We start from the raw sequence: 12,460 nt of genomic DNA, 5'->3' as shown, positions 1-12,460 counted from the left end.
GTTCTGAAACCTGTTCAGAAGCGGCTTGGCAGCTCGACAAGAACATCCAACCGGTCCTGAAGTCGATCTTGTGGCTGGACATCATGTCCACTGTGTGGGCAGACTAGAACTTGTTCTACAGTGATGCCAGGCACACTCGAAGATGAGGTAACTGATATGACCGCTTCCCCGGGCTCCGTGAACGAGGCCGATTACGTAGTCGTCGGCGCGGGCAGCGCCGGAGCCGTCGTGGCGGGTCGGCTGGCCGAGCGCGGCGCGAGCGTGATCCTGCTGGAGGCCGGGCGCAAGGACAACACCCGGCTGGTCACCATGCCCGGCGCGATCAGCATGGTGCACACGGTTCCGCAGCTGAAGAAGCGCGTGACCTGGAAGCAGTACTCCACCCCGCAGAAGCACGCCAACGATCGCCTGATCCCCATGACCCGCGGCAAGGTGCTGGGTGGTTCCAGCTCCGTCAACGGCATGCTCTACGTGCGCGGCAACCGCGCCAACTTCGACTCGTGGGCCGCCGAGGGCAACACCGGCTGGGGCTACGACGACATCCTGCCCGCCTACAAGCGGCTGGAGAACTGGCAGGACGGCGCGAACGACTACCGCGCCACCGGCGGCCCCATCGAGGTCACCCGCCAGCAGGACCTGACCCCGATCGCCCAGGAGTTCATGGTCGCGGCGTCGGAGAGCCTCGGCGCGCCGATCATCGAGGACTACAACGGCGAATCGCAGGAAGGCATCTCGATCTTCCAGCAGAGCGTGAAAAACGGTCTGCGCTACAGCTCTTCGCGCGGTTTCATCACCGACCGGCCCAACGCCAACCTGACGGTGATCACGCACGCGCACGTCACCCGCGTCGTCATCGAGGGCAGCCGCGCCACCGGCGTGGAGATCGTCGAGAAGAACGGCACCCGCCGCGTGGTGCGCGCCGCCAAGGAGGTCATCATCTCCGGCGGCGTCATCGGCTCGCCGCAGATCCTCATGCTGTCGGGCATCGGCCCGGCCGCGCACCTGCGTGAGCTCGGCATCGACGTGAAGGCGGACCTGCCGGTCGGCCAGAACCTGCACGACCACCTGTTCGTGCCGATGACCTACATCTCCAAAAAGGCCATCCACCGCGGCATTCCGACCCACTTCGCCAGCGGCATCATGCAGGAGCTGCGCCGTCCGGGCAGCTCGTGGATGGGCCGCACGGTGTTCGAGTCCTGCGGCTTCGTGAAGACCAAGTTCGCCGAGGGCGACTACCCCGACCTGCAGATCCACACTCTGCCGTGGAGCTACCCGATCCCCAACCAGGACGAGGACAAGCTGCACCTGGTCGACCGTCGCCCCGGCTACACCATCTTCCCGAGCCTCATCTACCCGAAGAGCCGCGGCGAGATGAAGCTGGCCTCGTCCGACCCGTTCGCCTCCCCGCTCATCGACCCGGGCTACCTCACCGATCCGTGGGACACCGAGTTCCTGATCGAGGGCATCCGGATGATCCGGGAGATCATGCAGCACAAGAGCATCGCCAACGACTGGACCGAGGAACTCGCCCCCGGACCCGGCCTGATGGACGACACCGCGCTGCGCCGTGAACTGCCCAACCGCGTGCACTCCATCTACCACCCGGTCGGCACCTGCCGCATGGGCGTGGACGAGCGCGCGGTCGTCGACCCGACGCTGAAGGTGCTCGGCATCGAGGGCCTGCGCGTCGCGGACGCCTCGATCATGCCCAGCATCACCGGCGGCAACACCAACGCGCCCAGCTACATGATCGGTGAGAAGGCCGCCGAGCTGATCGGCTGATCCAGCTCGCAGACTGCGGTGTAGGACGCTGTTACTTCCCTGGCCGCTCCTATATCGCCGCGGGTCATCGGCCCACGACCACCGATGACCCGCCACCCGTCCCGGGCCGATTACCCACGGCCCGGGACGGGATTTTTTATTCGCTCACCCGTGGAGGTTTCTCCGTGTCACTCGCCGTCGATGTCTGGTTGAACGCACCCCTGCCCGAATCAGCTTCCAGAGCAAGGGAATTGCGGGCGGCGGGGGTGGACGGGGTGTTCACGTTCGAGGGCGCGCACGACGTGTTCGCGCCGTTGACGCTGGCCGCGGCCGCGGAGCCCGGACTCGACGTGATGACCAATGTGGCGATGGCGTTCCCGCGCAGCCCGATTCACCTCGCGCACGCCGCGTGGGACCTGCAACTGTTGTCGCAGGGGCGATTCCGGCTCGGGCTGGGCAGTCAGATCCGGGCGCACATCGAGAAGCGGTACGGGAGCGTCTGGTCGGAGCCGGTGGAGCGGATGCGCGACACCGTGCTCGCGGTGCAGGCGATCCTGCGGTCGTGGCAGACCGGGGAGCGGCTCGAACACCGCGGCCCGTTCTGGCAGCACACGCTGATGCCGCCGCAGTTCGTACCGGGCCCCAATCCCCATGGCGCACCGCCTGTCCTGGTGGGAGCGCTCGGACCGCGGATGACCGAGATGGCCGCGCAGGTGGCGGACGGGCTGCTGGTGATGCCGTTCAATACCGAGCGGCACTTCCGGGAGCGGACACTCGCCGCCATCGACAAGGGGCGGGCCGGATCCGACCGGCCGTTCGAGATCATCGTGGAAGCCATTGTGGCCATGGGTGATACGGATCAGGAGCTGGAGACCGCGCGGCGGGCGGTGCGGAATCTGCTGGCGTTCTACGGATCCACGCCGTCGTATCTGCCGGTGCTCGAGGTCGAGGGCTGGGCGGATCTGCAGCCGGAGCTGAACCTGCTGTCCAAGCAGAACCGGTGGCGGGAGATGGCCGGGCTGATCGACGACTCGATGGTGGACGCGCTCACCGTCAGCGGCTCGCCCGCGCGGTGCGCCGCCCAGATCCGGCAGCGGTTCGGGGACAACGCTTCCCGGGTCTGCTGCTACTTCCCCGGCTACCAGGTCACCGATGCCGCCATCGCCGACCTGGTAGCCGCGGCGCACGGGTGACTCAGCCGATCATGATCGGCTGACCGAGCTCGTAGAGACTGCGGTGGCCGGTCATATCGGTGACCACCAGGCGGGGCAGATTCGGGCCGTGACCGCTGTAGACGTGCGCGACGCCGCTGTCGGTGCCGGTCTGATGCGAACCGTCGCCGAAGTACCAATCATATTGGCGTACAGCCGTTCCCGCCGCCGCGGCGTCGAAATTCACGGCTGCGCCCGGCTGTGCCGACACCCGGGACACGGTGAAACCGTCTCCGCTGGATCCACCGTCCCCGAACCATTCGCGAATGTGCGGATTCATCAGGAACGCCTCGGCGTAGCGGCGCACCGAATCCGCGTCGGGGCGAGCCACCGCGGGCACCGTGAGGCACTGCGGCAGGCCGCCGGGTTGCGAGCAGGCCAGCGTGCGCAGCGACATGGCCTCGTCGCCGAGCGGGTTCATGGCCGGTTTGCGATTGCCGTCCACCGCGTCGTCGAGGGTGAACAGCCCGTCGGCCGCGGCCGCGTAGGTGTCACCGGCCGCCGCGTTCGCATCGCCGGCCGCCTGCCGGAAGACCTCCGCGGACTGCCGCACGAATTCCGACCAGCGCTGGGTCAGGCCCTGCGGCACCCGTCCGGCGTCGTAACCGTGGAAGTAGTCCGCCGCCATCACCTTCGGCGCGCCCGGTAGCTTGTGCGCGGCCTCGATGGCCTCACGCATGCCGCGCCCGCCGTAACCGAGTTTGGCCCCGCTGAAGTAGGGGACGTTGGCCGCCGGATTGACCGCCTCCGCGCCCTGGCCCCCGCATTCCCGGCGGACCGCGGCGATCAGGTCCTGGGTGCCGGGCGTGACGCCGACGGGGATGCCGAAGAAGGGATCGAGATCGTTGACGCAGCCGTCCACCAGCACCAGATCGATGGGATAGCCCTTGGCGGTGGCGTCGGCGGCGGCCTGGCCGAGCTGGCAGAACACATCCGGGGTGGCGTCCGCGCCCTGCGGGCAGTTGGCGTCGGGATGCTGGGCCGGGGCGTCGAGCGCCGCCCCACTGACGGTGTAGTCGTGTAGTTGCGCGCCCCGGCCGGTGCCGCTGCCGAGCGTCTCGGTGAACAGGTCCGCGAAGGTGCGGTCCTTGTCCAGACTCTGCCCCCACAGCACCGAGTCGCCGACCGAAACCACATGTAGCGCACGGCATTCGCGGGAAATACGTAGGCTCCACGGCTTGCCGTAGTCGCCGATGTCGCCGCCGGGAACCCGGGTGCGGGCGTCCACGCGTAGCAGGCCGTCCGAGGGTAGCTCCTCGCGGCGGATATCGAATCCGACGGTGACCACGTCGTTCTGCACGGCCGCGATGCCGGTGCGGATCGGCTGGCCGCCGCCCAGGATCCGCCATTCCACCTCGGTGTGGGCGGGGATCCCGGGTGGTAGGTAGACGGCGGTGGTGCCGCGTAGCGAGCCGGTGCACGGCCCGTCCTGTGGTGCGTTGACGTCGATGATGAGGGGAAGGTCGGCTATCGGTCCGGCAAGGGCGGTCGGGGTCGGTGCGAGCACCGGTCCCGCCACCGCGATCACACCCGCCAATGCGAGCGGCAACGCCGCCCGGCACCGGTGGGATCGCCACAACTTCACATGCTCCTCCTGGTAATCCGCAATCTGACAGCAGACATCCTGGAGAGGGGTCGGAGCAGGTCCGTGAGGCGCGCCGAAATGGCCGAATTTAGCGGTTTCTACCTGCGAATATGTTAGACAAAGGGGATGAACGCGAGAAATCTGACACTCGCAACACTGGCCTTCGGTCTCACCTTCTGGGCCTGGAATCTGATCGGTCCGCTATCGAGCAGTTATACGAAGCAGCTGGGGCTCTCCCCCGGCCAGCAGTCGCTGCTCGTGGCCACCCCCGTGCTGGTCGGATCGCTGGGCCGGATCCCCGCGGGCGTGCTCACCGACAAGTTCGGCGGGCGGTTGATGTTCACCATCATCTGCTTCGTCTCGATCATCCCGACCCTGCTGGTCGGCTGGTCGAATTCCTATGGTGCACTGCTCATCTGGGGCTTCTTCCTGGGCATCGCGGGCACCTCGTTCGCGGTCGGCATCCCGTTCGTGAACTCCTGGTTCGAACCGGCCCGCCGCGGCTTCGCGACCGGCATGTTCGGCCTCGGCATGGGCGGCACCGCGCTCTCGGCGCTGTTCACCCCGCGCCTGGTCGATCACCTCGGCCGCGCCCAGACCCACATCCTGATGGCCGTCGCCCTAGCCGTGGTCGGCGTGATCATGTACGTGTTCAGCCGCAACGCACCCGGCTGGCAGCCCGCCACCGATCCCGCCATCCCGCGCATGCGAGAAGCCTTGAAGCTCAAGGCCACCTGGGAGGGCTCGCTGCTGTACGCGGTCGCGTTCGGCGGCTTCGTGGCCTTCTCCACCTACCTGCCGACCGTGCTCAAGAACGTGCACGACTTCACCCAGTCGGACGCGGGCCTGCGCACCGCGGGCTTCTCCATCGCGGGCGTGCTGGCCCGGCCGCTGGGCGGCACGCTGTCGGACAAGATCGGACCGACCAGGGTGCTGCTCATCTCCTTCGCGGGTACCGCGGTGATGGCCTTCGTGCTGGCCTTCGATCCACCACCGGAGATCCCGGCGGGCACCAGCCTGGTGCTGATGGCCTTCTTCCTGGGCCTGGGCACCGGTGGCGTGTTCGCGCTCATCGCGCGACTGGTGGAACCGGCGCGCGTCGGCACCGTCACCGGTCTGGTCGGCGCGGCGGGCGGCCTCGGCGGCTACTTCCCGCCACTGGTCATGGGTTTGGTCTACAGCTCCCGCGGCGACTACACGCTCGGTTACATTCTGCTCGGTCTGACCGCGGCGGCCGCACTGCTCTATACCCTGAAAATCGGCCGCGACGTTCGCGATTGACTTCTCCGGAAGGGGCCGTATGCGTACCGCGCTCTTCGTCACCTGCCTCAACGACGTGCTGTTCCCGGGAACCGGGCGGGCCACCGTGACCCTGTTGCGGCGGCTCGGCGTCGAGGTGGAATTCCCGATGGCGCAGAGCTGCTGCGGGCAGATGCACTGCAATACCGGGTATCGGGCCGACACCGCCAAGCTGGCAAGGCATTTCGTGCGGGTGCTGGGCGACTACGACCGGATCATCATGCCGTCGGCGTCGTGCGGTCAGGCCCCGCGCGAGTTCTACCTGAAAGCCGCGGAACAGACCGGGGATTCGCAGCTCGCGCTCGACACCCAGGCCATCCTGCCCAAGATCCGGGAGGTCACCGAGTTCATCACCGATGATCTCGGAATCCATGATGTCGGTGCGTATTTCCCGCATCGCGTCACCTATCACCCGACGTGTCACTCGCTGCGCATGCAGCGCATCGGCGACCGCCCGCTGACCCTGCTGCGGGCGGTCGCGGGCATCGAACTGGCGGACCTGGCGGGCGCGGAGGAATGCTGCGGGTTCGGCGGCACCTTCTCGGTCAAGAATCCGGCGGTGTCCGGGGCCATGAACGGCGACAAGGCCCGGCACGTCCGCGAGTCCGGCGCGGATGTGCTTGCCGCCGTGGACAACTCGTGCCTGATGAACATCGGCGGGCGGCTGGCCAGGGATGGGACGCCGGTGCGGGGTCTGCACCTGGTGGAGATCCTGGCCCGCACCCGCGCCGACGGACCGTTGCCGGGCATCCCGGTGGTCGCGGCCGAAGTCGCGTCGTGAGCAAGAGTTTCGTGGGCTGGCCGCCGTTCCCGCAGGCCGCCGCGCAGGCGACCGAGGATCAGCAGCTGCGCGCCAATGTGCACCGCGCCACGCATCTCATCCGCGGGAAACGCGACGCGCTGGTTGCCGAGAGACCCGACTGGGAGCAGTTGCGCGACAGCGCAGCCGCCGTCAAAGACACTGTGCTGCATCATCTCGACTCGTATCTGGTGCAGTTGGAAGGCGCGGTGGAGGCGGCCGGGGGCACCGTGCACTGGGCCCGTGACGCCGCGGAAGCCTGCCTGATCGTCACGGAACTGGTGCGGCGCACCGGGGAAACGCAGATCGTCAAGGCGAAATCCATGCTCACCGAGGAGATCGGGCTCGACGAGGCACTGCGCGCGGCGGGCATCGACACCCGTGAAACCGACCTCGCCGAGATCATCCTGCAGCTCGGTGACGACCTGCCCTCGCACATCGTGGTGCCCTCGATGCACCTGAACCGCGGGCAGATTCGCGACATCTTCACCCGCGAGATGGGCAAGCACGGACGGCCCGCGCCCGAGGGGCTCACCGACGACCCGAACGAGCTCGCCGACGCCGCGCGCCTGCATCTGCGCGAGAAGTTCCTGTCGGCGCAGGTCGGCATCACGGGTGCGAACTTCCTGGTCGCCGACAGCGGCACCGTGGTGATGGTGGAATCCGAAGGCAACGGCCGCATGTGCCTGACCCTGCCGCGCACCCTCATCACCGTGGCGGGCATCGAGAAGGTGGTGCCCACCTGGCGCGACCTCGAGGTGTTCCTGCAACTGCTGGCCCGCAGCGCCACCGGCGAACGCATGTCGCCCTACGTCTCCAGCTGGACCGGGGTCACCGACGACGACGGGCCGCGCGAATTCCACCTGGTGCTGGTCGACAACGGACGCACTCGCGCGCTCGGCGACGAGCTCGGGCGACAGGCGTTGCGCTGCATCAGGTGTGGCGCGTGCATGAACATCTGCCCGGTGTACGAGCGCACCGGCGGGCAGGCCTACGGGTCGGTGTATCCCGGGCCGATCGGCGCGATCCTCAACCCGCTGCTCGAGGGCGCGGACGATCCGCAGACCGCGTCGCTGCCCTACGCCTCCTCGCTGTGCGGCGCGTGCAACGAGGTGTGCCCGGTGCGCATCGACATCGTGGGCAACCTGCTGGAACTGCGCCACGACATCGCCGAGGGCGACGCGAAGATCGAGCACCGCGCGCAACGGGTCGCGCTCGGCGCGATGGAGAGCGTCATGTACCACCCGCACGCGTGGGCCGCCGCGGTGAAGGCGGCGGGCATCGCGGGCATCGTCGCACCGAAAAAGCTGCTGCCGCCGCCGCTTTCGGGCTGGACGGAGAGCCGATACGTGCCGGAGATCCCCCGCGAATCCTTCCGGAGCTGGTGGGCGCGCACCGACGGCGGGCGCACGTCGTGAGCGCACGTGAGGAGGTGCTCGGCCGGATCCGGACGGCGCTCGCGGATCTCCCCGCGCACGAGCGCACCACCGTCGTACCGCGCGAATACCTGCGGCAGGCACCGGGTGTCGACCCGCACGATCTCGCGGCCCTGGCGTCGCTGTTCGTCGAGCGGTTGAAACACTATGGGGCGCAGACGCATCGGGTGCCCGCCGACCAGTTGCCGGACACCATCGCGTCGGCCTTGAACGAGCACGGGGCACACAGTGTGGTGGCCCCGGCCGGGCTGCCCGAATCCTGGCTCGCCGGGTGGGCCGCCGATCCCGCGCATCGGGTACTCGCGGATCATCCACAGTTGTCCCCAGCCCAACTCGACGCTGTGGACGCCGTGGTCACCAATTGCACGGCGGCGGTGGCCGATTCCGGGACCGTGGTGCTCGACGGCGGTCCCGGTCAGGGTCGCCGCGCGCCGACCCTGATCCCCGACTGCCACGTCTGCGTGGTGCGGGCCGAGCAGATCGCGTCCTCGATTCCGGAGATGATCGGCATCCTGGATCCGGGGCGGCCGCTCACCTGGTTCAGCGGTCCCTCGGCCACCGTCGACATCGAGATGATCCGCGTCCAGGGTGTGCACGGCCCCCGGCGGCTGGTTGTGATCATCGTCGAATGAGACCGCGAAAATAGCCGCCCACCAGCCACTTTCACTGATACAAGATCTTGTTAAGGGCGTGCCAAGCGCGCCTGGGCATCGTTGTGTCATCGCCGGAACACAGCGACCACCGACCGGGGGTGGGACGGCTGAGAACGGCCCGTCCACGAGGGGTGACGGGTCTTCTCGGCCCACCCGCGGAACGGAAAAGACCTGCCCGCCGCGAAGGGGGCGGCGGGCTGGCGCACGACCCACCGAGTCCGACCACGAGGGGTGCCGGGCTCGGTGGGTCTGTGTCTATTTGCCTCCGCTTCGCTCCGGCGGGTTCGGGGCGCCTATGTCTCGTTCTTCCCTCCCTCCGCTCCACCGCTTCGCTCCCCCGCTCCACTCAGTCCAGAACGAGACGCGCCCCGAACACCCAGTGGGCCGATCCAAATGGCGATGAGGGTCGGGGAACGGGGATCCGATCGTGATCTTGTACGGGTGGGTTCGTTGGTATTCTGGCCGTTGCGGCTCGAAGCACGGCATCATTGAGGGCAAGAGCGCCAAGCAGATTGGGATTGAGATGGATACCGCGGTGATCTTCGCGCTGGCCTGCCTGATCTACTGGTACGGCCTACTCTGACGCCGGAGTCTGCGCTACCGCGTAGAGCGCCTCGGCGATCCGGCGGCAGAATCGTTCGTCATCCTCGGTTCCGTGCGTGAGCGCCCGCATCAGGGTGGCGCCGCGCAGGAACTCGAAAATCGCCTCCGCATCGCAGTCCCGGTGCGCCTGACCGGAAACGGCGGCGGCCGAGAGCAGTTCGCGCAGTGCCGCGACGGTGGGGCGTTCGCCGCCGTCCAGTAGCCGACGGTAGCTGTCCTGGTCGTCGTGATACTCCGAGAGCAGGCCGGGAATGGCCGAGCGGGCCGCCGGATGCGCGGCCGCGCCGAGGAACAGCCGGGTCCACTCCAACAGGTCCGCGCGCAGCTCGCCGCTCGGGACCGGATGATTGCCGCTGTCCAGGGCGAAGACCGCGTCCTCGACCAGGGCTCGCTTACCCGGCCAGCGCCGGTAGATCGAGGTGGTGACGACGCCCGCCCGCCGCGCGACCGCCGCGATGGTGGTGGCCTGATAACCGTCGCTGACCAGTAGTTCCTGGGTGGCGGCGAGTACCTGGGCATCCAGCTGCGGGTCGCGGGGACGACCGGGACCGCTGCGGGCGGTACCAGCTGCTGCGGTCACGGAGTCTCCCTCGGGATCGTCGAATCTTATGAAACAGGCTACTTCGCATCGCATTTGAAATACGCTACGGTCCGTATTTCAATTACCGTGGCGCCGGACACCGCCCGACCTCCCCGGCCGGAAGCACCTCCGGTGCAGTCGATTTCTCGCCGCGCATCAGGAAGAAGGCGATCACCGTGGCGGTCAAGACGCTGGCCGCACCGGCGGTGAAGGTGACCGACATGGCGTGGGTGAAGGCGTCACGGGCGGCGTTCACCAGGGTGTTGTCACCGGCGGCGAAGGCTCCCGCGATGCTGTCGCGGGCGGCCGCGGGAGCCGATCCGGGCATACCGTCGGTGTAAGTCCCGGCCAGCACCGCGCCCAGGACCGCCACCCCCAGCGCGCCACCGGTCTGCTGGATGGTGTCGTTGAGCGCCGAGCCGACGCCCGCCTGTTCCGGCGGGATCGCACCCATCAGCGCGCCGATCGCGGCGGGCATGGCCAGGCCCGCACCCGCGCCGACCAGGGTCATGGCCAGCGCCGGAGCCCAGAAGCCGGAGTCGGTGCTCAGCATGGCCAGCGCACCGGAACCCACTGCCAGCACCAGCATTCCGGCCAGCGCCACCGGACGGACACCGATCTTCTGCACCAGACCCGCGCCGACACCCTGGGCGACCAGGGCGCTCAACGCCAGCGGGGTGAAGGCCAGCGCCGTCTTGACCGGCGAATAGCCGAGCACGAACTGCAGGTACTGGGTGAGCACCAGCATCAGACCGGCATTGGCGAAGGTGACCAGCACCAGCGAGAAGCTGGAGCCGGTGAAGACCCGGTTGCGGAACAGGTGCAGCGGAACCATCGGGTGTTCGGCCTTCAGCTCGCGAATCATGAAGGCCGCCAGGCCGATCAGCGCGACCACGAACGCCTGCCAGGTCCCCGCCAGGCCTTTCGCCGGGAATTCGATGATGCTCCACACCAGCGCCACGGTGCCGATGATCGACAGCGCCATGCCGGGCAGGTCGGTCGGCCGGGCCGGGCCCTTGGACTCCGGCATCAGCGTCAATGCCGCCACGATCGCCAACGCCGCGATCGGGACGTTCAGCAGGAACACCGCGCCCCACCAGAAGTGCTGCAGCACAATGCCGCCCAGCACCGGACCACCGACCAGGCCGAGCATGGCCACCGCACTCCAGGAGGCGATCGCCTTCGGCCGCTCCTGCTCGTCGAACACGGTGATCAGAATGGACAGCGTGCTCGGCATGATCAGCGCGCCGCCGACACCCATCACCACGCGGCCCGCGATCAGCATGTCCGGACTGCCGGCGTACGCGGCCAGCAGCGAGGCCGCGCCGAAGAGCACCAGGCCCAGCACCATCACCAGCCTGCGGCCGAAGCGATCCGACAGGCTGCCGGTGGTGAGCAGCAGACCCGCGAAAACCAGGATGTAGGAGTCGATCACCCACTGCAGAGCCTGCGGTCCGGCGTGCAGATCGGTGGCGATCTGCGGCAGCGCCACGGTGAGGATCATATTGTCGATCACCAGCACCAGGGAGCTCAGGCAGAGCACCACCAGGATCAGCCAGCGTTTCGGATTGCGTTGCGTCACAGTCGAAGCCGACGCCCCGGCGGTTTCGTTGACGGTCATTCACGGTCCCCTTCGAGCAGCCTTTCCGCACACTGTGCGGCGATGTCGAACACTGTACGGTCCGACGTACACTGTTCGCAACAGGGAACAGCGTTCGGTTGAACGCACAGTGTTCTAGCTGGGGTTACGCTGTTCCCGACCAAGGAGGAAACCGCGATGGCCGCCAAGCAAACAGAGTTCTCATCGGTCTGGACCCGCCCGCAGCGGCAACGCCGCGACCAACCCGCGCTGAGCCGGGAACAGATCGTGGCCGAGGCGCTCGCCCTGCTCGACGGCGAGGGCTACGACGCGCTCAGCATGCGCAAACTCGGCACCCGGCTCAACGCGGGCGCGACCTCGCTCTACACCCATGTGGCCAGCCGGGAGGAGATCCTGGAGTTGGTGATCGACGAGGCGTTCGGCGAGGTCCGCATCCCCGAGACCATCGCGCCCGCGCAGTGGCGCACCGACCTCGTGATCCTGGCGCACGATCTGCGCACCGCCATCCTGAGTCATCCGTGGATCAGCACCGCCATGACCGGCGCCGGATTGGCTTATCTCGGACCGAATCTCATGCGCATGTCGGAGACGATGCTCGCGATTCTGGAGAGCGCGGGCTTCGACGAGATCGGCGCGGACCGGGCCTCGAATCTGATCTGGGCCTATGTGCTCGGCTCCACCGGCACCGAGACCTCCATGCTGACCAGCGTCGCCCGCAGCGGCCTGAGCGAGCAGGAGTGGTTCGCCAAGCACATGGTGGTGGCCGAGCAGGCGGCCCGGCCGTATCCGCGGATCAGCAAGCGCTACGACATGTACCGCGATATCGACCCCACGCAGACGCGTGAGGACTTCTTCGACGCCGAGTTCGGCGTCATCCTCGACGGGCTGGAATTGCTGCGCTCGCGCGCCCTTGGTGAATAGCCTCTGTCACAA

Annotated in this window: 11 protein-coding genes; 8 read left to right on the top strand and 3 right to left on the bottom strand. The window is 67.9% G+C overall.

The annotated features are described in order from the left end of the window. Positions 1-156: 156 nt before the first annotated feature. Positions 157-1,782, top strand: a complete 1,626-nt coding sequence (locus OG300_RS33705) for a GMC family oxidoreductase (protein ID WP_405488033.1) — start codon at positions 157-159, stop codon at positions 1,780-1,782. A 164-nt stretch (positions 1,783-1,946) separates the two neighbouring features. Then, complete coding sequence (locus tag OG300_RS33700) at positions 1,947-2,954, top strand: TIGR03617 family F420-dependent LLM class oxidoreductase (RefSeq protein ID WP_405488031.1); 1,008 nt, start codon at positions 1,947-1,949, stop codon at positions 2,952-2,954. A gap of 1 nt (position 2,955) precedes the next feature. On the opposite strand, the gene OG300_RS33695 is transcribed toward OG300_RS33700, so the two are convergent. Continuing rightward, the gene (locus OG300_RS33695; protein ID WP_405488029.1) at positions 2,956-4,557 is read right to left on the bottom strand and encodes a PKD domain-containing protein; all 1,602 of its coding nucleotides are present in this window, start codon (positions 4,555-4,557) and stop codon (positions 2,956-2,958) included. Positions 4,558-4,683: 126 nt separating this feature from the next. Here OG300_RS33695 and OG300_RS33690 point away from each other — a divergent pair, with 126 nt between their 5' ends. From OG300_RS33690 to OG300_RS33670, 5 genes are all read left to right on the top strand, one after another. After that, a complete protein-coding gene (locus OG300_RS33690) occupies positions 4,684-5,838 on the top strand; it encodes a nitrate/nitrite transporter (protein WP_405488027.1) in 1,155 nt (384 codons plus the stop codon). A 19-nt stretch (positions 5,839-5,857) separates the two neighbouring features. Further along, positions 5,858-6,637 (top strand): (Fe-S)-binding protein, encoded by a 780-nt coding sequence (locus tag OG300_RS33685; protein WP_405488025.1) that lies wholly within the window; start codon positions 5,858-5,860, stop codon positions 6,635-6,637. Then, entirely contained in the window at positions 6,634-8,073 is a 1,440-nt protein-coding gene (locus OG300_RS33680) for a LutB/LldF family L-lactate oxidation iron-sulfur protein (protein WP_405488023.1), read from the top strand. The genes OG300_RS33685 and OG300_RS33680 overlap by 4 nt, the downstream gene beginning before the upstream one ends. Beyond that, on the top strand, positions 8,070-8,723 hold the full coding sequence (locus OG300_RS33675) for a lactate utilization protein C (RefSeq protein ID WP_405488021.1): 654 nt from the start codon (positions 8,070-8,072) through the stop codon (positions 8,721-8,723). The genes OG300_RS33680 and OG300_RS33675 overlap by 4 nt, the downstream gene beginning before the upstream one ends. A 448-nt stretch (positions 8,724-9,171) precedes the next feature. Further along, a complete protein-coding gene (locus OG300_RS33670) occupies positions 9,172-9,327 on the top strand; it encodes a hypothetical protein (RefSeq protein ID WP_405488019.1) in 156 nt (51 codons plus the stop codon). Here OG300_RS33670 and OG300_RS33665 read toward each other — a convergent pair. Both OG300_RS33665 and OG300_RS33660 read right to left on the bottom strand, forming a co-directional pair. Further along, the gene (locus OG300_RS33665) at positions 9,319-9,927 is read right to left on the bottom strand and encodes a TetR/AcrR family transcriptional regulator (RefSeq protein ID WP_405488017.1); all 609 of its coding nucleotides are present in this window, start codon (positions 9,925-9,927) and stop codon (positions 9,319-9,321) included. The genes OG300_RS33670 and OG300_RS33665 overlap by 9 nt on opposite strands. Before the next feature lie 82 nt (positions 9,928-10,009). Then, complete coding sequence (locus OG300_RS33660; RefSeq protein ID WP_405488015.1) at positions 10,010-11,548, bottom strand: MFS transporter; 1,539 nt, start codon at positions 11,546-11,548, stop codon at positions 10,010-10,012. Positions 11,549-11,704: 156 nt separating this feature from the next. On the opposite strand from OG300_RS33660, the gene OG300_RS33655 reads away from it, so the two are divergent. Further along, positions 11,705-12,448 (top strand): TetR/AcrR family transcriptional regulator, encoded by a 744-nt coding sequence (locus OG300_RS33655; RefSeq protein ID WP_405488013.1) that lies wholly within the window; start codon positions 11,705-11,707, stop codon positions 12,446-12,448. Positions 12,449-12,460 lie beyond the last annotated feature (12 nt).

Source organism: Nocardia sp. NBC_00511, assembly GCF_045161165.1.
Classification (GTDB): domain Bacteria; phylum Actinomycetota; class Actinomycetes; order Mycobacteriales; family Mycobacteriaceae; genus Nocardia.
The sequence above is the reverse complement of the archived record's forward strand: the minus strand, read 5'-3'. Positions and strand labels throughout refer to the sequence as shown.